The organism is Burkholderia sp. AU18528 (assembly GCF_002223215.2).
In the GTDB taxonomy this organism is placed as follows: Bacteria; Pseudomonadota; Gammaproteobacteria; order Burkholderiales; family Burkholderiaceae; genus Burkholderia; species Burkholderia semiarida.
The window spans coordinates 86,562-108,371 of the sequence record NZ_NKFC02000006.1 but is presented as its reverse complement, the minus strand read 5'-3'; the positions used below and the strand labels follow the sequence as shown (position 1 = coordinate 108,371).

General features: G+C 67.8%; 22 protein-coding genes and 1 pseudogene. 10 read left to right on the top strand and 13 right to left on the bottom strand.

Annotated elements, in window-relative coordinates; genetic code table 11:
- Positions 1-11: 11 nt before the first annotated feature.
- The 3 genes from CFB52_RS17255 to gstA form a co-directional block, all read right to left on the bottom strand.
- Positions 12-1,304 carry a TolC family protein gene (locus CFB52_RS17255; RefSeq protein ID WP_099317028.1) on the bottom strand — a complete coding sequence of 431 codons (1,293 nt, stop codon included), beginning with the start codon at positions 1,302-1,304 and terminating at the stop codon, positions 12-14.
- A gap of 92 nt (positions 1,305-1,396) precedes the next feature.
- Positions 1,397-1,783 carry a hypothetical protein gene (locus CFB52_RS17250; RefSeq protein WP_059579699.1) on the bottom strand — a complete coding sequence of 129 codons (387 nt, stop codon included), beginning with the start codon at positions 1,781-1,783 and terminating at the stop codon, positions 1,397-1,399.
- 87 nt (positions 1,784-1,870) lie between these two features.
- On the bottom strand, positions 1,871-2,527 hold the full coding sequence (gene gstA / locus CFB52_RS17245) for a glutathione transferase GstA (RefSeq protein WP_099317027.1): 657 nt from the start codon (positions 2,525-2,527) through the stop codon (positions 1,871-1,873).
- Between the two features lie 44 nt (positions 2,528-2,571).
- Between gstA and CFB52_RS17240 the strand changes: the two are divergent.
- From CFB52_RS17240 to CFB52_RS17225, 4 genes and pseudogenes are all read left to right on the top strand, one after another.
- Positions 2,572-2,787: pseudogene (locus CFB52_RS17240) on the top strand (winged helix-turn-helix transcriptional regulator); the annotation flags it as partial.
- 21 nt (positions 2,788-2,808) lie between these two features.
- Positions 2,809-3,177, top strand: coding sequence for a hypothetical protein (locus CFB52_RS17235; RefSeq protein WP_060316113.1), 369 nt, complete (start codon positions 2,809-2,811; stop codon positions 3,175-3,177).
- Between the two features lie 40 nt (positions 3,178-3,217).
- On the top strand, positions 3,218-4,081 hold the full coding sequence (locus CFB52_RS17230) for a hypothetical protein (RefSeq protein WP_099317026.1): 864 nt from the start codon (positions 3,218-3,220) through the stop codon (positions 4,079-4,081).
- Positions 4,082-4,583: 502 nt separating this feature from the next.
- Entirely contained in the window at positions 4,584-5,468 is an 885-nt protein-coding gene (locus CFB52_RS17225; RefSeq protein ID WP_099317025.1) for a helix-turn-helix transcriptional regulator, read from the top strand.
- A gap of 90 nt (positions 5,469-5,558) precedes the next feature.
- Here CFB52_RS17225 and tam read toward each other — a convergent pair whose 3' ends face one another.
- Positions 5,559-6,344: a trans-aconitate 2-methyltransferase gene (gene tam / locus CFB52_RS17220; protein ID WP_099317024.1), complete on the bottom strand. Its 786-nt coding sequence runs from the start codon at positions 6,342-6,344 to the stop codon at positions 5,559-5,561.
- 138 nt (positions 6,345-6,482) lie between these two features.
- On the opposite strand from tam, the gene CFB52_RS17215 reads away from it, so the two are divergent.
- Entirely contained in the window at positions 6,483-7,379 is an 897-nt protein-coding gene (locus tag CFB52_RS17215; protein ID WP_099317023.1) for a LysR family transcriptional regulator, read from the top strand.
- Between the two features lie 61 nt (positions 7,380-7,440).
- On the opposite strand, the gene CFB52_RS17210 is transcribed toward CFB52_RS17215, so the two are convergent.
- The 3 genes from CFB52_RS17210 to CFB52_RS17200 all read right to left on the bottom strand — a co-directional run bounded on the left by CFB52_RS17210 (position 7,441) and on the right by CFB52_RS17200 (position 9,541).
- Positions 7,441-7,875, bottom strand: coding sequence for an N-acetyltransferase (locus CFB52_RS17210; RefSeq protein ID WP_099317022.1), 435 nt, complete (start codon positions 7,873-7,875; stop codon positions 7,441-7,443).
- A gap of 108 nt (positions 7,876-7,983) precedes the next feature.
- On the bottom strand, positions 7,984-8,187 hold the full coding sequence (locus CFB52_RS17205) for a hypothetical protein (protein WP_059579677.1): 204 nt from the start codon (positions 8,185-8,187) through the stop codon (positions 7,984-7,986).
- A gap of 34 nt (positions 8,188-8,221) precedes the next feature.
- The gene (locus CFB52_RS17200) at positions 8,222-9,541 is read right to left on the bottom strand and encodes a DUF3422 family protein (protein ID WP_099317021.1); all 1,320 of its coding nucleotides are present in this window, start codon (positions 9,539-9,541) and stop codon (positions 8,222-8,224) included.
- Between the two features lie 161 nt (positions 9,542-9,702).
- Between CFB52_RS17200 and CFB52_RS17195 the strand changes: the two genes are divergently transcribed.
- Positions 9,703-10,578, top strand: coding sequence for a LysR family transcriptional regulator (locus CFB52_RS17195; RefSeq protein WP_006485479.1), 876 nt, complete (start codon positions 9,703-9,705; stop codon positions 10,576-10,578).
- 27 nt (positions 10,579-10,605) lie between these two features.
- Here the strand turns inward: CFB52_RS17195 and CFB52_RS17190 are convergent, their stop codons facing one another.
- Entirely contained in the window at positions 10,606-11,178 is a 573-nt protein-coding gene (locus CFB52_RS17190) for a hypothetical protein (protein ID WP_059579673.1), read from the bottom strand.
- A 128-nt stretch (positions 11,179-11,306) separates the two neighbouring features.
- Positions 11,307-11,657 carry a hypothetical protein gene (locus tag CFB52_RS17185; protein WP_099317020.1) on the bottom strand — a complete coding sequence of 117 codons (351 nt, stop codon included), beginning with the start codon at positions 11,655-11,657 and terminating at the stop codon, positions 11,307-11,309.
- A gap of 253 nt (positions 11,658-11,910) precedes the next feature.
- Between CFB52_RS17185 and CFB52_RS17180 the strand changes: the two genes are divergently transcribed.
- The 4 genes from CFB52_RS17180 to CFB52_RS17165 all read left to right on the top strand — a co-directional run bounded on the left by CFB52_RS17180 (position 11,911) and on the right by CFB52_RS17165 (position 15,300).
- Positions 11,911-12,669: a hypothetical protein gene (locus CFB52_RS17180; RefSeq protein WP_257220494.1), complete on the top strand. Its 759-nt coding sequence runs from the start codon at positions 11,911-11,913 to the stop codon at positions 12,667-12,669.
- Entirely contained in the window at positions 12,666-13,019 is a 354-nt protein-coding gene (locus tag CFB52_RS17175) for a hypothetical protein (protein WP_059579670.1), read from the top strand. Before CFB52_RS17180 ends, CFB52_RS17175 begins: the two co-directional genes overlap by 4 nt.
- A gap of 338 nt (positions 13,020-13,357) precedes the next feature.
- Positions 13,358-14,164, top strand: a complete 807-nt coding sequence (gene blaOXA, locus CFB52_RS17170; RefSeq protein WP_099317018.1) for an OXA-1043 family class D beta-lactamase — start codon at positions 13,358-13,360, stop codon at positions 14,162-14,164.
- Positions 14,161-15,300: an acyltransferase gene (locus CFB52_RS17165; RefSeq protein WP_099317017.1), complete on the top strand. Its 1,140-nt coding sequence runs from the start codon at positions 14,161-14,163 to the stop codon at positions 15,298-15,300. The genes blaOXA and CFB52_RS17165 overlap by 4 nt, the downstream gene beginning before the upstream one ends.
- Positions 15,301-15,473: 173 nt before the next feature.
- Here the strand turns inward: CFB52_RS17165 and CFB52_RS17160 are convergent, their stop codons facing one another.
- The 4 genes from CFB52_RS17160 to CFB52_RS17145 all read right to left on the bottom strand — a co-directional run bounded on the left by CFB52_RS17160 (position 15,474) and on the right by CFB52_RS17145 (position 21,790).
- Positions 15,474-16,064, bottom strand: a complete 591-nt coding sequence (locus CFB52_RS17160) for a class I SAM-dependent methyltransferase (protein ID WP_099317016.1) — start codon at positions 16,062-16,064, stop codon at positions 15,474-15,476.
- A 500-nt stretch (positions 16,065-16,564) separates the two neighbouring features.
- Positions 16,565-18,286 carry a ubiquinone-dependent pyruvate dehydrogenase gene (gene poxB, locus CFB52_RS17155; RefSeq protein ID WP_059579660.1) on the bottom strand — a complete coding sequence of 574 codons (1,722 nt, stop codon included), beginning with the start codon at positions 18,284-18,286 and terminating at the stop codon, positions 16,565-16,567.
- 283 nt (positions 18,287-18,569) lie between these two features.
- Positions 18,570-21,575 (bottom strand): ATP-binding protein, encoded by a 3,006-nt coding sequence (locus CFB52_RS17150; RefSeq protein ID WP_099317015.1) that lies wholly within the window; start codon positions 21,573-21,575, stop codon positions 18,570-18,572.
- Positions 21,560-21,790, bottom strand: coding sequence for a transposase (locus CFB52_RS17145; protein ID WP_099317014.1), 231 nt, complete (start codon positions 21,788-21,790; stop codon positions 21,560-21,562). The genes CFB52_RS17150 and CFB52_RS17145 overlap by 16 nt, the downstream gene beginning before the upstream one ends.
- Positions 21,791-21,810 lie beyond the last annotated feature (20 nt).

The following is a 21,810-nucleotide window of genomic DNA, read 5'->3' as shown; positions in this document are numbered from 1 at the left end:
GAGCGTCTCCTTCACTGAGCGGCGGCCATCGCCGACGGCACGACCTGATATTCGAGCCGCGCCCAGGTCTGCGACACGTCGCGCCTGAGGTCGAGCACCTGCAACTGCGCTTCGAGTTGCGCACGCCGCGCGGCGAACGTGTCGGCGAGCGACCCCGTGCCGGCCCGGTACGCGGCCGTCGCGAGCTGCACGCGCTGATCGGCGGCGGGCAACAGCGCTGAGCTCAGGTTCGCGATACGTTCGCGGCCGCTCGCCAGCGTGTCGGATTGCGTACGGATGTCGGCCTGTACCTGACGCAGCGTGTCCTCGTACATCAGGCGCGCCTTCGTCGCGAGCGCCGCCTTTTCGGCCACGTCGCGGTTCTGGCGATTCTTGCGATTGAGCGGCAGCGGGATCGAGACGCCCACCGACACCATGTTCGAATACGCGCCGCCGCGCTGCTGGTACGCGATTTCCCACGTCCAGTTGGGGCTGCGCTCGCTGTTCGCGACCGCGGCGTCGGCTTCGGCCACCGCGATATCGTCCGCGGCGGCGACGAGCGCCGGCTGCGACACGCGCAGCTCGTCCGGCGGCAATGCCGATACGACGGATTCGGGCGCGGGCGGCGTACCCGTCACGTCCGTCACGGGCGCCGCCGTCCAGCGGGCCAGCGCGACGAGCGCGGTGCGATACGCCTGCTGCGCCTTGAGCACCTGATCCTGCGTCTGCGCGAGCATCGCGCGGGCCTGCACGACGTCGCCCGCGCTCGCCTTCGCGCCGCGATACGACGCCTGCGTCGCGGCGAGTTCATGGTTCATGTGACCGAGCAGCGCCTGCTGAAGCGCGAGCGCCTGCTTCGCGTAGACGGCATCGAGCCACGCGGCCGCGGTCTGCCGGCGCACGGCCGCCAGCTCCACGAGATAGCCCGCGCGCTCGCGGCCGACCTGTTGGTCGGCCAGCGCGGTACGCAGGCGCCGCTTGTCGCCGGACACCCATTCCTGCTCGATGCCGATGCGGCGCATCGTCATGAAGTCCTGGCCGACGGTGAGGCGCTGCCCGCCGTTGATCGGCAGGTTGTCGATGCCGGCCTTGAGCATCGGGTCCGGCAACTGGCCGGCCCTGACCGCCGCTTCGGCACGCGCGAGCACGGAAGCCTGCGCGGCCTGCATCGATGCGGAACGATCGGTGGCGGACTGCAGCGCGGCGTCCAGCGTGAGCGGCGACTGCTGCGCGTGAACCGCGCCCGCCATCAGCAGCGCGGCCCACGATACGGGCGCGCGCCGGCATGCACGCGGCATGCGCGGCGTGCGGAAAGCGAATGACATGGTGTAACCCCAAATCGGAACCCAAAGGGATTCCACGTCCTGCGCACAGGACGAAACCTCACCGCGTGCGCGGTGAACCGGTCAAATCGGGATCAGCTGATGCGTGGCGGGCGCCACAACCCGTTCGGGTCGCGAGCCGGGACGGACTGCGTGTAGTGGAAGACGATCGTGCTGGCGAAGGCAGCGGGACGGCTGACGTCGACGCGGGCGGCCGGGTGGTAGAGACTGCCGAACTGGCATTGGGCCGTTACCTTGCAGGCCATGCCCTTGGCTTTGGCCTTCGCGTGATCGGCGGAGGGCGGCTGCATCGAATCGCAGTTGCTCATGTCGGCGGACATGGCCATGTTCATGCCCGTATCCGCGTCCATCGACATCGTGTGCTGCATCGGACATTCACCGGTCAGGCCGCTGGCTGCCAGCCCAGTGATGGGCAGCACCGCGCACAGCAGCAGCAGGATGAAAGTCCGAAACAGTTTCATGGCGGCGATTATAGCGCGGCCCGTTGCGGCATGGCGCGGCGTCACTACGACGAAATGATGCGCATTCCCCGCGGTGGGCGCCGCGCGTCATCGCGGCAGGTCGTCCGCCGCCAGCACGGCCTGCACGGCCGGCCGCTCGCGCACCCGCTCGTACCACGCCCGCAGATGCGCATGCCGGCTCAGGTCGATATCCGCGTTGTACACCGAACGCATCCAGCCGGCCTTGCCCCAGCCGGTCAGCGCGAACAGGTACGCATCGGCGACGGTAAACGTGTCGCCCGTCAGGAAAGCGTTGCCGGCGAGTTGGCGGTCGATCCACGCGAAGCGGCCGTCGAGCTTCTGCCGCACGGGCTCGACGTACTTCCCCGCCTGCACCGCATACAGCAGCGGGATGAAGCCCTTGTGGATCTCGGTGCCGAGAAAGTTCAGCCATTCCATCAGCCGGTAGCGCGCGAGCGTGCCGTAAGCGGGCGCAAGCGCGGCTTCCGGGCGCTGGTCCGCGAGATACTGCGCGATCACCGGCCCTTCGCGCAGCATCGTGCCGTCGTCGAGTTCGAGCAGCGGCACGTAGCCGAGTTCGGTCACGTCGTAGTAATTGCGGCCGTCCTCGACGACATGCTTGCGCGCGTCGACCTCGACGATCTCCGCGTCGAACCCGCCTTCGCGCAGCACGATGCAGATCGCCTGCGAACAGCTGCCGGGAGCGTGATAGAGCTTCGTGCGTTTCCTTCGTGGGTTGTCCATGTATCGATTCGCCGCGACGCGGGCGCTAATATCTCGCATCGGCACGGCGCCGGGAAGACGCGAGCCTCGTGCGGCGCACCGTCTATCCGGAAGTGCCGGTGCGCGTCGAGTACGATCTCACCGCGGACGGCGACCGGCTGCGGCCGGTGGTCGACGTGATGCGCGAACTCGGGCTGTGGCTGAAGGCACGCGACGCGCACGCCGACGCGACACCCAACGCCCCGGCCGCAATCGAGCCGACGGCGCATGTCCCCCGATAACCCCACGCAGGAACCACGCTCATGGAACTTCACGCTACCGTCGGCGCGGCCACGTCCGACCTCGACGACGACGAAAGCTTCGCCAACATCTACTGTCACGACGCGGATCAGGACTATTGCTTCGCGCTGTCGCGCTTTCCGGACGACACGCTGATCGAAGTGATGGTGCGCGACCAGCTCAACCTGCGCGTCAAGGATCTGTCGGTGCGGCTGACCGACGACACGATCGACGTCGAGATCGAACCGGGCGTCGCCGCGCGTCTCGACGGCCACACGCGCTACGTGATCCATCTCGCGCCCGGTCAGTACGATCCGGTCACGCTGCGCGCCGCGTTGAATGAAATCTTCGTCGGCAAGGACGGCTATCGCGACGACAGCACGCGTGGTTGATCGGTCGCCTGCACGCTCTTCCTCGCCACGACAACCGCCCATGACACGATTTCCGCGATTCCACCCGCTTGCCCGTGTCGCCGCGCTGCTGTTCGCCACGTGTGCGTCGATCGCACCCGCCGCGCACGCCGCCCGGCCGCTGCTCGAGTTCAAGGTCGACGATGCCGTCACGGCACGCGTCGAGCGCACCGACGGCGCGCACGTCACGGTCCGCTTCCTGCCGAGCGGAACGACCCAGACGCTGGCCGTCACCGCCGCCGACGAGGAAGGCCGCTACCACCTCGCGACCGACGACTACAACTTCGACGGCCATCGCGATCTCGCGATGCGCGCGGTGCTCGGCATGGTCAACGAGAACTACGGCATCTACCTGTACGACCCCGCGCGCCAGCGGTTCGAACCGCTGAAGATGCCGGCGGGCAACGGGCCGCACGGCAATTGCGACGACCTGATCAACGTCCAAGCGAAGCCGAAAACGCGCACGCTGTACAGCTCGTGCCGCGGCGGCCCGATCTGGTACACCGATGCGTACCGCTTCGACGGCAACGGCAAGATGTATCTGTATCAAACCAGCGAAGCGATCCCCGACGATCTGCGCGATCTGCTCGACGGCGACTCGGGCCCGTCGTCGATGCTGCTCACCTACGACGAGCACGGCGGGCGCGTGTCGCGCCGCCCGCAGGATCATGATGGCGGCACGGTCACGTTCAAGGTGCGGCCGGCGCGCCTGCCGCTGCACGTCGCGATGGCCGACGCACCCACGCGCCGCTATGTCGTCGCGGGCGACACGGTGGAGGTGATCGACGCGAGCGACGATTTCCGGTGGTTGAAGGTGCGGTATCGCAATCCGCAAGCCGGCGCCGTGCAGGGCTGGGTCAGTGCGAAGGAAGCGATGGGAAACTGAGGCACGATGCAGTGCTTCCCCGCCGCCACATATCGAGCGCTGAACATCCCATTAACGGGATGCCTGCCCAAATGTCACGCACGCCGCGCCACGGCTCCAACGTTCGCTCCAACGCCATTCGATCCGGCCGCCTCGTTCGCGCGCGCTGGCCGGCGCATAGACCACAGGAGACGACCGTGGCCCACCTGCATCGCCGCGATGGCGCTCGCGGGCAGCCATCGTACGGGCTGCTCGTCGGCGAGGTGGCACGCATCGACGCGTAGCCGCGCAAGAAAAAAGGTGGAGATGCAGTGACTCGTTTACACTGCCCCGGTATGCCCTCTTCGGGGTGACGCGCGACGTTTTACGGGGCGAACGGCAAGCGCTAGAATCCAGCCGCGTCAAGGGCGTGCTCCCGCGGATGACGGGCGGGCGGTCGGCCCCGCCGAGGGCCGGCCCGACACCTGTTTTTTTCGTATCAGGGGAACGCGGGTCATGGGCGGAACAGGCCCTTCGGAACCGCATGCTGCTCAACGTGAATTCCTTCCACCGCGACAACGACCGCTTCAACGTATCGTTCAAGGCATTGGGCGAGCTGATCGAGACGGTCGGCACGCCGCACTTCGTGCCGCGCCTCACGCAACTGCTGAACGATATCGTGCCGCTCGACGTCGCACACGTCGAACGCTCGCGCGTCGACGGCACGATGCCCACCGGCTACCGTTGCGAATGGATCGGCAGCAGCGGCATCGGCGCCGCGTCCACCGGAATCTCCGACGTGATGACGCTCTACTACGAGCGCTTTCTCGACGCCGACCCGCTGTTCGCGGGGCTGCGCGGCAAGACGGGCACGATGCTCGTCGTGCGCGACGTCGCGGCGATCCCGCCCGGCGAATTCCGCCAGCGCCTGTTCGACGACGTGCATATCGGGCATGAATGCGTGCTCGCACGCGGCACGCGCTATTCGCAGCATTCGATCGCGCTGGAGCGCGGCCGCGACCGCCCGCCGTTCACGCTCGCCGAGATGAACCGCTTCCGCAGCATCAGCGACATGCTGTTCCCGCTGCTCGAACTGCATGCGTCGACCACCGCCGCGCGGCGCATCGCGCACGCGACGCCCGACGTCCATCCGCTCGCGCAATTCGATGCGCGGCTCGCGGCCGACGGCGTGAAGCTGTCGAAGCGCGAATACGAAACCTGCAAGCACCTGCTCTCCGGCAAGACCGTGCCGGAAACCGCCGGGATTCTCGGCGTGCGGGTCGCGTCGGCCGAGTCTTACGTGAAGCGTGCTTTCGCGAAGCTCGGCGTACGCACGAAGCGCGAACTCGCCGCGTGGGGTTCGGCCACCTCCGCGCGCCCCGCCGCCGAAGCGCGCGACGGCGGCGCGCCGCCGGCCATCTTGCGCTGACCTGCGCCACCGCGTCGGCGTCCCGGCATCGCTGCAGGCGGTGCGCTGACGCACGGCCATCGGTCTAATCGATGCCGCGTCGTTGCCACGTTACTTGCGCGTCGCCACGATGAACAGGCGCGGAAACGGCAGCAGCACCGTGCCGTCGCCTTGCGCCGGATAACCGTCCGGGCCGGCCAGCGCGTCGCGATAGCGCGCGACGAACGCGCGCTGTTCGGACGCGTCGAGCGCAGCGAGGAACGGACGCAGCGCACTGCCCTTGAACCATTCGACGACCGCATCCGCGCCGCCGCGCAGCGGGTGGTAATAGGTCGTACGCCACACGTCCACGCGCGAGCACAGCGGCGCGAGCAGCGCATGGTAATAACGCGCATCGAACCGCTCGGTGCGCGCCGCGCCTTTCAGCTTGTCGGCCCACGGCCCGGCCGCCGCGACTTCGCGCATCAGCCGGTGCGCGGGTTCGTCGAGATTGTCGGGCATCTGCACCGCGAGGTGGCCGCCTCGCGCGAGCCGGCCGACGAGCATCGGGAACAGCGCGTCGTGCGCGGGCACCCATTGCAGCACCGCGTTCGACAGGATCAGGTCATAGCCGCCCGGATCGTCCCAGGTGGAAACATCGGCCACGTCGAAACGCAGCGCCGGCAGGCGCTTGCGCGCGGCCGCGATCATGTCCGCCGACGCATCGATCCCGTGGATCGTCGCGTCCGGCGCGCGTGCGATCAGCGCTTCCGTCGAATTGCCCGGCCCGCAGCCGACATCGATCGCGGTGTGGATCGGCGTGCTCGGCACGGCGGCCAGCAGGTCGCGCACCGGCCGTGTTCGTTCGTCCTCGAACTGCACGTACTGATTCGCGTATTGATCGAGCGGGGTCGTCACGATAGATCTCCTTGTCGGCATGAGCGGCCGCCGCGCATCCGCGCGGGGGAAGCGGCTGGCCATCGGTCCAGCGCATTCTGCGACTGCCGCCGGCCTTCAGTAAAATGAATTTAATATCGTGATTGATTCAAAATTCTGATGAAAATCGATACGCTCGGTGTCCAGGCTTTCGTCGCGATTGCCGACGGCGGCAGCTTCAGGCAGGCAGCCGATACGCTCCATGTCACGCAAACGGCGATCACGCAGCGGCTGCGCAAGCTCGAGGCGTATCTCGGCGTCGCGCTGGTCGAACGCACGACGCGCCGCACCACGCTGACCGAGATCGGCCGGCGTTTCCTGCCGCAGGCGCGCCGGCTGCTGAACGAGCTCTCCGACGCGCTGACCGAAATCCGCGAGACGGGCCTGAGCCAGCGCGGCGACGTCACGATCGCGTGCGTGCCGACGGTCGGCGTGCAGTACCTGCCGCGCATCCTGCGCGCGTTTTCCGGGCACCGTCCGCACGATCGCGTGAAGATTCTCGATCACGCGTCGGCGTCGGTGCTGCAGGCCGTGCTGCGGCGCGAGGCGGAATTCGGCATCGGCATCGCCGGCGACCAGCACCCGGAACTCGTCAGCGTGCCGCTCACGCATGACCCTTACGTACTCGTGTGCCGCGACGATCACCCGCTCGCGAAGCGGCGTCGCATTCGCTGGGCAGCGCTGCAGCCGCATCCGCTGATCTTCGCCGGCGAAGTGAGCGGCAATCGCGGGCTGCTCGAAGGCGCGCTGAAAACGAGCGGCGTATCGCTGCATTCGTTCTACGAGGTGCAGCGCAGTTCGACCGCGCTCGGGCTCGTCGCGCAAGGGCTCGGCGCGGCCGTCGTGCCGAAGCTCGCGATCCAGAAGAATGCGTATCCGATGATCCGCACGATCGAGCTCGTCGAGCCGTCGGTGTCGCGCACGCTCGTGCTCGTCACGCGCCGAAGCGCGCAACTGTCGCCCGCGGCGCGGGCGCTGTACGACATGATCGTCGAGCGTGCGGCGCCCGGGCGATGATCGGTGAGCGGTACGGGGCTAACGGGGCGTCATGAGATGACAGGAAGCGGCCCGTTGCCGCTCACAGCACCTTGACCATGAACACCCGCGCCGCGCCTTCCGGCTCGCACGGCACTTCGCCGAACGTCTCGTAACCGTGCTTCCGGTAGAAGTCCGGCGCCTGGAACGAGATCGTGTACAGCACCGCACGCGCGCAACCGCGCCGCTTCGCCTCCGCTTCCGCCTCGCGCAGCAGCCGGCTGCCGAAGCCGCCGCCGCGCAGCGATTCGGGCAGATAGAACAGGTCGATGAAGAACAGGCCCAGCGACGTCCGGCCGGTGAGGCCGCCCAATACGTCGCCGGTCGCGGGATCGGTCACGTAGACGTCGAGCGCGGCCGTATCGGTGCGCCCCGTCATCGCGTGGTTGAATTCGCCGAGCTTGCGGCTGATGAAGTCCCGGGCGGCCGGCTGCTCGGTGTCGGTCAGTTGAAGGGTGACGTCGGGATGGGTTGTCATCGAAGCGAACGCGTACGTGAATAGGCCGCCGGCTGCGCAGCACACGCGGCGGATATCGCACGACTATAGCGCGTCAGGTCACAACGATCGCGGCGAACGAAACGCGCGTCAGTTGTACCCGAGAATCGCCACCGCCGCGACCTCCGGCCGGTCGAGCGTATTCCCGACGAGCGACGTCATCGGTTCCTGCAGCACGGCCTGATACGACGTCACGCGCATTTCTTCCGGCATACCCGCGTCATCCGCGGCCGGCTCGTCGAACGCGGCATCGAAACCGCTATAGAACGCCGCTTGCTTCTGCGAAAAAGTCATCTCCACTCCTTTGCCTTGATAGGTCGTTGATGTTTTAGCTGGCCCGCTTCAACGCCGCCGCATGCACGGGCGCACCGTCATGCGCCGCCTCCGAACGCGCAAGCTGCGCACGCGTGCGTCGCGTGATGTGGATCACCGCGAACACGACCGGCGCGATCAGCAGCCCTTCCGCCAGTTCGGGATCGACCGGCAGGTTCATCACGTGCAGCGCCTTGAACGCCGCCGTCGCGAGCGATAGCACGTAGTACGAAATGGCCGCCACCGACAGCCCTTCGACCGCGTGCTGCAAATGCAGCTGGTTGCGCGCGGTGCGCTCCATGCCGGCCAGCAGGCGCGTGACGTCCTTTTCCTGAGCGAGATTCACGCGTGTGCGCAGCAGGTCGACCGCACGCGCGATTCGCGCGGCGATCTGCTCGTGGCGCGCCCACACGCTGCGGCACGTTTCCATCGCCGGCGCGAAGCGCCGCTCCATGAATTCGGCGATCGTCGGCATCCCTTCGATACGCTCCTCGCGCAACTCCTGGATGCGCGCCAGCACGAGCTTTTCGTATGCGCGCGACGCGCTGAAGCGCGCCCCCGATCCGGACAACGATTCGACGCGCACCGCGAGATGCGTGAGCCTGACGAGCAGCGCCGCGTCGTCGCCGTCGGCGCCGCTCGCGTCCATCCGCTGCATCAACGCATGCAGCGCCGCATGGATCTCGTCGAGCTCGCGGCTCATCCGGCGCGCGACGGGCAACGCGAGCAGCGCCATCATCCGGTAGGTTTCGATTTCGTACAGGCGCTGCAGCAGGCGGCCGCCCTGCTCCTCGCGGAAATCCTCGTCGACGACGAGAAAGCGCATGAAGCCGTCGTCGCGCACGTGCCAGTCGCAGAACACCTTGCCGCCGCCGAGCACGTGGCTGCCGACGAGCGCGGGCCCGTCGATCCAGCGCCGCAGGCCGCCGCACACGCGCCGCGCGGCGTCGCCGGACAGCAGCTCCATCCGCACCGCGACGAAGCGGATGCCGGCCAGCCGCGCGAACCACGCGGCCGGAATGCCGGCGATCGCGAGATCGTCGAAATAACCGGTGTCGCGACGCGGCGCGACGAACGTGAAGGTCGAGAATTCGGTGTGACGCTCCCACTTCAGGTGCCAGCCGCACGGCGACTGCACCGCGTAGTGCGTCGCGCCTTCATGCGGCGCGTCGATGCCCGTGTCGCGGCACAGCGCGTGCAGCAGCGTTTCGTGAATGTCGGGCTGGCCGTCCGCATAGATCGCGTAATGCGTGAGCGATACGGCTTCGGCGAGCCGCAGGAACGGCCGCGCATGCAATTCCGCGGCCAGTGCGGCGCGCAACGGATGGTCCATCATCGATTCACCACGCTTCCCTGTTCGGTCCCGCACGCCGGATCGACCGGCCAACCGCCGCGCCGCACTCGGGCGAAACGCCAGCGTGATCGCACTATGGCAGACACACAGCAACAATAAAAACGCATAATGCTGATCGTTACGTTCAGTTTTCCTGATACCCCATGAAGATGCTCGATCACGACGTGCTGGCCACCGTCGTCGCCGTCGCGGAAACCGGCAACATGACCCGCGCGGCCGAGGCCGTGAATCGCTCGCAGTCGGCCGTGAGCATGCAGATCAAGAGCCTGGAAGACGCGATCGGCCGGCCGCTGTTCGTGCGCAAGCCGCGCAGCATCGTGCTGACGCGCGAAGGCGAGGTGCTGCTGGGATTCGCCAGACGCATGCTGGCGCTGCGTGACGAGGCATGGGCGGCCGTGGTGCGGCCGGAAGTGACCGGCAAGGTCGTGATCGGCGTGCCGGACGACTATGCGTCGTCGCTGCTGCCATCGGTGCTGAAGAAATTCTCCGCGACCTACCCGAAGGTCGAGATTCAGGTGATGGGGCTGCCGAGCAGCGCGCTCGCGCCGCTGATCAAGGAGGGCACCGTCGATCTCGTGTGCGGGACGCGCATCAAGGGGCTGTCGGGCGATTTCATCCGCCACGAGCCGATGGCGTGGGCCGCGATGACGAACGGGCCGCGCGTGTGGGAGGAGCGGCCGCTGCCGATCGCGGTGTTCATGCCGGGCAGCGTCGCGCGCGAGAACGCCATCCGCAGCCTCGAACGCGCGAAAGTGCCGTACCGCACGTCGTATGAAAGCCCGAGCCTGCTCGGGCTGCTCAGCATGGTCGAAGCCGGCCTCGCGGTCGCGCCGCTCGCCCGCTGCGCGATCCCCGCGCAACTGTCGATGCTCGGCCGCTCGCACGGGCTGCCCGACCTGCCGCCGCTCGAGCTGATCCTCGCGCGCAGCACCAAGTCGAAACGGCCGCCGTGCGACTTCCTCGCGGAACAATTGATGGAAGACCTGCAACGGCAGACCGGGCAGACCGGCGACGCGTGAGCCCGCCGGCGCTCGCTCGCCGCGGGCTCACCCGTGGCCCGTCGCGCCATGTCCGGCCGCGCGCAACGCCGCGTTGACGATGCCGGCCACCGTGTCCACGAGCGCTTCGAGCGTGTCGCCGTGCACGTGCCGCCCTGCCGGCGGAACATGCTCGCCGCGCCGGCCGCCCCACTGCGAGCCGGCCGTGACCGACAGCGTCGCGCTGAACCGCTGGCCGTGTCGCCGGCCGAAGATGCCGATGCGCCGCTCGGCCACATAAGCCTGTTCGGGAAGAAACAACCGGATCTCGACCGCGACTTGATCGGGGTCGGCCGCATTCGCATCCCCGTCCGCATCGAACGCCGGTGCGAGTGACTTGACGATGCGGAACGTCACGTGGGAATCCCACGCGGCGAGCGGCCCGCCGGCCGCATCGACGCGCTCGGCGTCGACCGACCACTGATGCCGATCGGGCACGCGAATCGCCTGGCGCAGCAGCACGTCCGCCGCGCGAACCGTCACCATCAATTGCCGGGCAAGCTGCCTGCCCGACGGCAACGCCGCGGCGTGCGCGCGGCGGGCGGCCGGGCGCGCGATACGCACTTCTTCCGTAAGGTACATGGGCCCTCCCTGTTCAGGGGTAGCGCCGCGTTCGACGCAGCGCACAAACGGCCGCCGTTGCCAGCCGGCGGACAGCACGCCGGCCGGCGAATCGGCGGCGGATTAACCAAGCAATCGGCGTTCCCGGCTCAGCGGGCGGCGGGCGGAATGCGCAAGCGGCGCGCGACCGGCCCGATCACCGCGTCGACTTGCTGCGCGATCAGCGTGTGCAGCGTGAAATCCAGGTCTTCCGGTGCGATGTCGACATGCACGTGGATCACGTTGCACACGGCGCGCGCGCTGACGACATACACACCGAGCGGGGAGTGCAGCAACCCGGCGAGCCGGGCGTGCGCGGCCTCGGCGGAGTCGGCCGTCAGCGTGACGGGCAGTTGCAGGCGCGGGCGCGGCGGCGGAAACGGTGCGACGTCGTCGGGTGCGCCGGCGCGTAACCGTCGGCTGGCGACATCGAGCGCGGGAAAGGGATGAATGAAGGTCATGGCGCGGACGGAAGCCGTCCCGGCTGTTCGACACGTCCCCAGCTTAGAAGCGACCGTATAAAAGCCGTGCAAAAAAACGGGGCGGTCGTGCAAAAAACGGCATGCCGCGCGACGGACGGATCCTGCTGTTTTACGAGCCGAGCTGCCGCGTGGCGCTGCCGACGTTCGACAGGGGCAAGGCGGATACGACGGGCAATCGAGTCGACATCCGATCGGCCGTTTGGCGGACTCGGCCCGCCGGGGGCGCGGCGATATGCTGGGCGCTTTCCACTCGTCGCCCGCAGCCATGACCGTTCAGCGTGTCGATCTCAGTCACGTCCTCCCATACGAGACGATGTACTTCGACGATCGGCTCACGGTCGATCGAAACGATCTGGATATCTCCGCGTGCCTCGGCGTGGACGGCGACGTGCCGGACGAACTGCTGGTTTCGCTGTGTGGTGCGCCTGCCGGGTCGGACGTTCAGGTGTATCTCGATAGCACGAATCGACTGACGTTCTCCGTGACGCATCCAGGACTCATCCGATCCGAGAACCGCGTATCCGTGCTTCAAACCCACGAAGCGTCCATACTGGAACTTGGGATCATCGATCTCGTCGATAACGCTGTCGTCGGGCTCGGCGCGGCGATGCTGTGGCGAATCGTCAGGGCATGTGATAGGTTGAAGATCGCGCGGATCAGCGCATTCGCAATAGGCGGCCGCAAAGCACCACCCGAACCCGGCGGGCCTCGGCTCTGCGGATATTACGCGTGGCCGCGGTTTGGTTTCGATGCGCCCATTCCCGGCACGCATGGCGACGAGGCTGCACTGTTCCAGTACTTCCAGGGATATCCGGTCGGCTTGGCCGACGGATCGCTTCGGTCTCTGCATGCGCTTTACGCGACGCGATCCGGACGAGACTTCTGGCGGGCGGCCGGATCGCATCGCGTGATGACATTCAACGTTGCGCCTCATGGCGCGTCAGTACTGGCACTGCAACGATACCTGATCGAAAAAGAGATATACGGATGACTCGGAAACACCGTCCAATTGCCGGCTTTCGGATCGTGAAGCCCACGGCCGGACGCGGTCGCGCGCCGAACACCCATCTTCCCATTCGCTTCTCGCAGTTCAAGCAGTTCATCGACGCGCTCATCACGCACGAACGTCATGACGGACACTCGCAGGCGTCAAATACGACTACCGTCGCGCCCGATACACTGCCGGCCCTCCACTCGCCCGCGCCACCGCAACGAAAAGTCTTCGACGTGGGGCCGATCGACCGGTCGAAGAGCACGCTGAGCGTCATCTCGATAGCCGACGCCGAAGCGCGTTGCCGCCGCGAAACGCTCCTGCACTTCGGGTTGGATCCGGACCTGTAACGCGTCGCAGGCCCCGGGCAGCCGCCTCCCCCTGCCACCATGCGACAACCGCGCCGGTCTGCGCGAGGTGTCTTTGTCCGCCCGCAGGCACAGGCCGGCCGCGAGCCTTTCATCGGCGTGACAATGCGTGTGATCGACACGAGCCGCTGGACCCGGCGAGGGTCGCCATGCGCGCCCCGTCAACCATGACAGGTCGACAGTCGGCGATCCGCCGATACACTGTGACCCACCCCGACGGCCTCGATCGCGCTCACCCATGCCGACCGTCGGCTTCCATTGCGCACGGCCCTCCCGCTTCCCGCCCGCGCACCTTCCGCACGCTTTCCAAGGAGTTGCACTTGAAGCCCTGGCGCCATGCGCTGTTCGCCTTCGCCGGCCTCGCGGCCGCCGCGCCGTCTCACGCCCATCCCGTTTGCACCGTCGTCGCCGACGCCGACACCGGCACGGTGCTCGTGCAGCAGGGCGACTGCACGACCCGCGTGACGCCTGCATCGACGTTCAAGGTCGCAATCAGCCTGATGGGCTTCGACGCCGGCGTGCTGAAGGACGAGCACACGCCCACGCTCGATTTCCACACCGGCTACCCCGACTGGGGCGGTGCGCCGTGGCGCGAGCCGACCGACCCGGCACGCTGGATGAAGCTGTCGATCTTCTGGTATTCGCAGCAGGTCGCGCAGGCGCTCGGGCAGGCACGCTTCCAGCAGTACACGAGCGCGTTCGGCTACGGCAACGCCGACGTCACCAGCAACGACGGCGAACGCCCCGGCGTGATGGGCGCGTGGGTCAATTCGTCGCTACGCATTTCGCCGCTCGAACAAGTCGCGTTCATGCGCGGGATCGCGCGACGGACGCTGCCCGTCAGCGCGCACGCGTACGACATGACCGCACGCATCACGCTGATCGACACGCAGCCGGGCGGCTGGACGGTGCACGGCAAGACCGGCACCGGCTCGCCGGGTATCAAGTACGACGCCGCGCACGCATACGGCTGGTTTGTCGGCTGGGCGACGAAGGGCGCGCGCACGCTGGTGTTCGCGAACCTGATCCAGGACGACGAGCGGCAGACGCCGAATGCCGGCCTGCGCTCGCGCGACACGTTCCTCGCGGCGCTGCCGACGCTGGCCGAACCGGCCCGGCCGCAATGAGCACCGCCCCCCGCAACGCCCGCATCGACCTGCTGCGCGGCGTCTCGATCCTGCTCGTCCTGCTGCATCACTTCAACATCGCGTATTCGCTGCGCGACACCGCGCTCGCGCGCGTGCTCGGCTGGGACACGATCCATGCGATCGTGCGCAATGGCAACTACGGCGTGACGATGTTCTTCACGATCTCGGGCTACCTGATCACGTCGAACGCGCGCCGCCGCTGGGGCAGCCTCGGCGCGCTCGACGTGCGCGCGTTCTACGTGTCACGGGTCGCCCGGATCGTTCCGTGCCTGCTTCTGCTGCTCGCGCTCGTCAACGGCCTCGCGGCGGCCGGCGTGCCGATCTTCACGAACCATGCGCCGCAGGGCATCGCCGTGTCGTACTGGCTCGTGAATCTGGCGTCGCTCACGTTCTGGATGAACGTGCTGATCGGCGCGTACGGATGGGTCAACTACGCGCTCGGCGTGCTGTGGTCGCTGTCGGTCGAAGAGGTGTTCTATCTGTCGTTCCCGCTGCTGTGTATCGCGCTGCGTCGCGACACGCGGTTGTTCGCGTTCTGGCTGCTGATTGCCGCGATCGGTCCCGTGTACCGCTATACGCATCCGGGTGATGAAGGCGGGTTCCTGTACGCGTACTTCGCATGCTTCGACGGCATCGCGATCGGCTGCTGCACCGCGCTGCTGGCCGCACGCGCGCGATGGCAGAAGCTTGCGGCCGCGCCCGTGCAATGGCTCGCCGCCGCACTGATGACCGCGCTCTATCTCGCGTGGCCGATCGCCGAAAGCCATGTGTTCGGTGTGTCCGCGATGGCGCTCGGCACGGCCATACTGCTGATCGGCGCGCATGCGGAACGCGGCGCCGCTCGCGGTCGCACGCTCGCGCCGCTGCGCTGGAGCGGCCGGCTCAGCTATGAGCTGTATCTGTTCCACCTGATCGTGCTCGGCGCGCTGCGCACGTTCTGGCCGCCGTCTGCCACGCACGGCAACGGCAAGCTGGCGCTGCTCGTCACCTATCTGGCGCTGTCGGCCGGCGTGAGCGCGGTCATCGCACGCGGCTACGCGACGCCGCTCGATCGCTTCATCAGGCGGGTCGCGTCGCGGCCCGGGGTGCAGGTAACGGACAGCGCGCGTGTCTAGCGCGTGACCGTATCGCCGGTATCGCCGACACGACACCGGCGACCTGATCGCAAGCATTGCTCACGACGCGTCGACCCATCCAGCGGCAAGAATCGGACATGACGGCACGATGGATGGAATCTGGAAGAGTCGGTATGGCCGCTGCTAGGATGCGGCAGCGCGCCGGGGCCAGCTCAGCCGGCGTATTCGGCGGCGGCGCAGCGCACGGTCACGATGCGCGCCGGCGGCAGATTGGCCCAGACGATCCGGCTGTCGCACGCGACGAATCCCGGATCGCCGAGCGGATGACGGCCGGGCGGGCACAGATCGTACGTGAACTGAATCATCACGCCGTCGGCCGACAGCGCGCGTTGACATTGACCGAGGATCGCCGCCACGTCCTCACGCGGCAGCGTGCGCAGCGGCAGGCACGACACGATCGCGTCGACCGTGGCGCCCGGCGGCAGCAGCCGCTCGAGCTGCCGCGCGTCGCCCGACACGATCGAGAGGCCGGGAAAGCGACGCCGCAGATGCTGCACGAACGCCGGCGAGCGTTCGACCACGACGAGGCGCCGCGGCGCGACGCCGCGTTCGAGCAGCGCCGCGGTGATCGCGCCAGTGCCTCCGCCGAGCTCGACGACCAGCCCGTCGCCGCCCGGCACCGCGTCGGCCATCTCGCGCGCCAGATGCCGCGAACTCGGGCACAACGCACCGACCGAGGCCGGCCGGCCGACCCACTCGCGCACGAACAGTGCCGAGACACGCCACGCGTTCGGCCACGTCATAGGCGCGCCTCCAGCGCTTGTGCGGTCAGCCGCGGCGTGCCGACGACTGCGCGGAACAGGGTGACGGCGACACGGACAAGGTTCATGCGTATCCTCCTCGGCGAATCTGTCCGCCGCAGGACGCGCGACGATCAATCGATTCTAGGAAACGCAAACTTAAGGCGACGTGAAGATTGACCCTGATTCGCCTGACCAATTCGTGCCTGACCACCCGCCCGTTCCACGGTCGGCGATCGACGCGCCGCGGCAAGCGCGCGGCGCAACGCTCGCCGGCGATCCGGACCTGCCGCAGCATCGTCTCTCGATCGCGGCGAGATCGTCGGCCCGCGCCCCCACGGCGGCGGTCGAAATGGGGTCGGGGGCATTGACGCGGAGTGCCATTCGCCCGCGCCCTACCCGCCGACGGCGTCGACGGTGGTCTTCGATGCCATGTGCGAGCAGGCGGCACTGCCGGCGCTGTGCACCGCGCGCCATGCTGATTGCACGACGCGCAGCACACGTCACCGCAAGTTGGTTCTCGCGAGTTCGACGATCTCGTCGCCGCGCCCGCTGAGGATCGCGCGCAGCATGAACAGGCTGAAGCCCTTCGCATGCGCGAGCTCGATCTTCGGCGGCATCGCGAGCTCGTACTTCGACGTGACGACGTCGACCACCGCCGGCCCGTCATGCGCGAATGCCGTACGCAACGCGTGCTCGACGTTCTCCGAATGCTCGACGCGCACGCTGAAAATGCCGGCGCCTTTCGCGATCGCCGCGAAGTCGGTCGGGCTCAGGTCGACGTTCGTGTCGAGATAGCCGGCCGCCTTCAACTCCATCGACACGAAGCCGAGCAGGCTGTTGTTGTACACGACGATCTTGATCGGCAGCTTGAGCTGGCGGGCGCTCAGCAGATCGCCGAGCAGCATCGACAGCCCGCCGTCGCCCGACAGCGACACGACCTGCCGCCCCGGATGCGCGCCCTGCGCGCCGAGCGCCTGCGGCATCGCATTCGCCATCGACCCGTGGTTGAACGAGCCGTGCAGTTGCCGCTTGCCGTTCATCGTCAGGTAGCGCGCCGCCCACAGCGTCGGCGTGCCGACGTCGGCCGTGAAGATCGCATCGTCGGCCGCGACTTCGTCGATGATTTTCGTCAGGTACTGCGGATGAATCGCGCGGCCCGGCGGCTCGGCCACCGCGAGATCGTCGAGCCCCTTGCGCGCGGCCGCATAGTGCTTCAGCGCATTCTCGAGGAAGCGCCGCTGCGTCTTGCGCGTCAAGCGCGGCAGCAACGCCGCGATCGTCTCCTTCACCGTGCCGACGAGCCCGAGCGCGAGCGGCGCGCGGTGGCCGAGCTGCGAGCCTTTCCAGTCGATCTGCACGACCTTCGCGTTCGCCGGATAGAACGGCCGGTACGGGAAATCCGTGCCGAGCATCAGCAGCGTGTCGCACGATTCCATCGCGTGATACCCGGAGCTGAAACCGATCAGCCCCGTCATCCCGACGTCGAACGGGTTGTCCCATTCGACGAATTGCTTGCCGCGCAGCGCATGCACGACCGGCGCGCCGAGCGTGTCGGCCAGCGCGACCACTTCGTCGTGCGCGCCCTGCGTGCCGCTGCCGCACAGCAGCGTGACGGCGTCGGACCCGTTGAGCAGCGCCGCGAGCCGGTCGAGATCGGCATCGGCCGGCACGATGGACGGCGGTGCCGATTCGCTCCAGGCAGGCGCCTCGTCGGGGCCGTCGCCGAGCGCGATGTCGCCCGGCAGCACGATCACCGCGACGCCGCGTTCCTCGATCGCGGTGCGCATCGCCCGCGCCAGCACGCGCGGAAACTGCGACGCGTTCGTCACGAGTTCGGCGAAGTGGCTGCACTCGCGAAACAGATCCTGCGGATGGGTTTCCTGGAAATAGCCGAGGCCGATCTCGGTCGACGGGATGTGCGCGGCGATCGCGAGCACCGGCTGGTGATTGCGGTGGCAGTCGTACAGGCCGTTGATCAGGTGCAGGTTGCCGGGGCCGCAGCTGCCCGCGCAAACGGCGAGCCGCCCGGTCGACGCGGCATCCGCGCCGGCCGCGAACGCCGCGCTTTCCTCGTGCCGCGTATGCATCCAGCGAATCGAGCCGATCTGGCTCAGGCTGAACGACAGGCCGTTCAGGCTGTCGCCCGTCACGCCCCAGATGCGCTCGACGCCCGCTGCCGCCAGCGTCTTCGCCAGGTATTCCGCCATCGTCTGTCTTGCCATGATGCCCTCACAGTTAGGTTATCGCGACATGCGGCATCTGCCCCGCATGGGCGCATGATAGTCAAGGACGCAAACTGACGTCTGATCGGTGCAATCGCGGCCCGTTGCGCGCGGAACACCCGCGCGAAACCGGCCGTCACGCCGCGCGACAGCGGCAACGCGTGCGTGGACAGGATCTCCGCGAGCACCATGAACGCGCATCCGCTCGGCGGGCTCGGCTTCATCGGTTTCGCGGACGAAGTGCGGGCGCAGGGGGCTGCAGCCCGGCGCGGCGCCATTCGGTTCAGATGCCGGCCAATCTCGCCAGCGCGGCCTCCATCGCCGCGCGTATCTCCGGCCATTCCCGCTTGAGCGCGTCGAGACCGCCCGCAGCCAGCATGCGCTCGCCTTTCGCGCATGCTTCGCTCGACTCCGCATCGCCGGCCAGCGCGAAACCGCCTCGCATCGAATGCAGTTCGCCGCGGAGGCATGCGACGTCCCCGCGCAGCAACGCGGCATCGATCGTCGCCAGCGAATGCAGCGTCGAGGCACGCAATTTTTCGCGTATCTCGTCCGTCATGGGCGGCACCGGCCGGGCGGCACGATCGGCCTGATGCGACGCCGCCGCGCCGCGTCCTCCGTGGCGCCGCAACACCGCGCCGAGCGCATCGATCGACAGCGGCTTGAGCACGACCTCCGCGACGCCGGTCTGCGCGCAGCGCCGCCGATCCTCCTCGGTCGCATGCGCGGTCATCGCGATCACCGGCACCTTCGCGCCCTGCTCGCGCAGGAAGTTCGCGAGCGCGAAGCCATCGAGTTCCGGCATGCCGAGATCGGTCAGCACCACGTCGAACGGATGCGCGAAGAACGCGCGCATCGCCTCGACACCGTTCGCGACGAGCATGGCGTCGCAATGCAGCGCATCGAGCTGATCGCGCAGCAGCGCGCGGCTCGCCGGATGATCCTCCGCAACGAGCACGCGCAGCGGCGTCTCGCCCGCCGCGTATGCCGGCAACGACGACGCGGCGGAATCCGTCTCGTCGAACTCGGCGCGCCATCCGGACGGGGCGTCGCGCAACGGCAGCGACACGATGAACGTCGCGCCCTGGCCCGGCCGGGTCTCGACCGCCAGGTCGCCATGCATCAGCCGCGCGAGGCGCCGGCACAACGGCAGGCCGAGCCCCGTGCCGCCGAAGCGCCGGTAGATCGACGCATCGGTCTGGACATACACGTCGAACAACGTCGGCAGACTCTCCGGCGCGATACCGATACCGGTGTCGCGTACCACCACCTCGACGCCATGCGCTCGACCGTCGGCGCCCGTCGGGCGCGCCTCGATCGTCACGCTGCCGCGCTCGGTGAACTTGATTGCGTTGCTGACGAGATTCGACACGATCTGACGCAGGCGAGTGGGGTCGCCGACATGACCGTCGGCCAGCCGCGGATCGATCCTGCATTCGAGGGCGAGGTGCCGGGCGGCGGCGAGCGGACGGAAAATCGCCGCGACGTCGCGCACAACCGCACGCAAATCGAACGGCACGGCCTCCAGCACCATCTGATTCGATTCGACCTTCGACAGATCGAGCACGTCGTTGATCACGCGCAGCAACGCATCCGACGACGACATCACCGTCTGCAGGCGTCGCCGCTCGTCGGCCGGCAACGGCGCGCGCTCCATCAACTCCAGATTGCCGACGATCGCGTTCAGCGGCGTGCGGATCTCGTGGCTCATCGTCGCGAGGAACGTCGACTTCGCCTTGTTCGCATCGTCCGCCGCCTGCCGGGCCTCGCGCAGCATGCCCTCCATCTGCTTGTGCGCGGTGATGTCGGTCAGCGTACAGAGCAACACATCGACGCCGCGATAGCGCGTACGGACGATGTGCGCGGCGAGAAAGGCCGTCCCGGCGCCGGCGAGACCGACCGGCAATTCGTGCGTGACGACACGTGGCGTCCGCCCACCCGCCATACTGTCGTGATAGGCCTGCCAGATGCGCTTGCCGAGCGGCGGCTCGGTTCGGGTGTCGTCAAATGCCTGCGCGGCCTCGTTGCGCACCATGGTGTCGCCGTTGGCGAGCGACAGCAGCATGAGCCCGGCCGGCGCCGTGCGAATCAGCGTTCGGTTCAGCGCCTCGCTTTCGATCAGCCGGATTGCACGACGGTTCATCGGGCGCAGCGCGCGTCGGTCGAACATCACGATCGCGAACCACACCATGCCGATCGCCAGCACCGCGAGACCGATCGCGATTCCGAGGCGGGCAGCCACGTCGTCGAACAGGCTGCGCCACGAGATGGTCGCGATCAACGCCGCGCGGAACCCCGCCATCTGGTCGCCGATGACGATATTCATGCCGACGCGATGGAGCGCCGCCCTTTCATCGCGCGCCCCTTGCGCAAAGTCGAGTGCGCGGGCAGTCAGCGCCGGATCCGCTTCGCGCCCCGTCAGGACATGCGCGCCTGGGGCGACCAGCGCGTAATCCTTGCCGACGGACGACGAACGCAGAAAATCGTCGATCGCAGGTCGCGTGACAAGGGCAAACCAGGCAATCGGCTTGCCCTGCGCGTCGCGTACTGCCTGCACGAACCGCAGCACCGAACGCCCGACGAGCGGGTCTTGTCGCCGGTCCAGCAGGATCTTCCGGTAATCCGATTCGGCCGCCGCCGATATGAACTCGGGCGGCGGCTGCAACTGCCGGATCAATGCCTTGATGTCGAAGCCCGCGGGCAGCGCCAGCACCTGCTTGACCAACGGATACCCGGCGACAATGACGAAATTGCCTTCCGGATCGATCAGATATCCGCCCATTCCCGGATCGCCGGGCTGTTGTGCCGGCATGGTGCCCGTGACCTCGCTCTGCGCGAGCAGCCTGCCCAGCCACGGAGCGTAGGCCTTTGCCGACTGCGATGACGAAGCGACCGCGAACGCGGCAAAGGCCACCCGCCCCGCCTCGCCAACGACGACCAGCCTGCCGCGATCGTCGGCGAAGCGCCCGAGCGTATCGGGCGCCACGGCCGTGCGGTTCCTGGCGATCAACTCGATGTTCTCGACATAGCGGTTCTGCAGCGCCCTGACCACCTCCATCTCCGTGAGCAGGTCGGCCTTGCGCACCAGAAACTCCGAACGGTACTGCGTAAGCGATTCCTGCAGGTCGAGTCGCACGACAAGTGCCGCGCAAACCAGCACGAACACCGTGATCGCCACACCGCTCCCGTACAGCAGCCATTGCTGCTGGCGCCGCACGCGCCCGGGCTCGAACGGCTTGCGGCCTGGCGCGGTAGCGTGCGCAATCAGCGCTTTCAGTTTGGTGGGCATAAGAGACGCTGGCAGAATGATTTTTGAAGTTGCCGCCAGCAGAGGATGCAAGCGGCGGTTTTCATGAACGCCTCGCGTATGGCAGCGAGGCGTTCGAACCGGATACGCAAGCGCCTGGAGTTGCGCAGCCATGCGAAGGGGCGCTCGACGCCCCAGCGGGTTTGTCCGAGGCCACTGCCGTGCGGCTCACGTCGACGGGCGGTCTGCGCAGCGATACTTTTGTTGGATTTTCCAG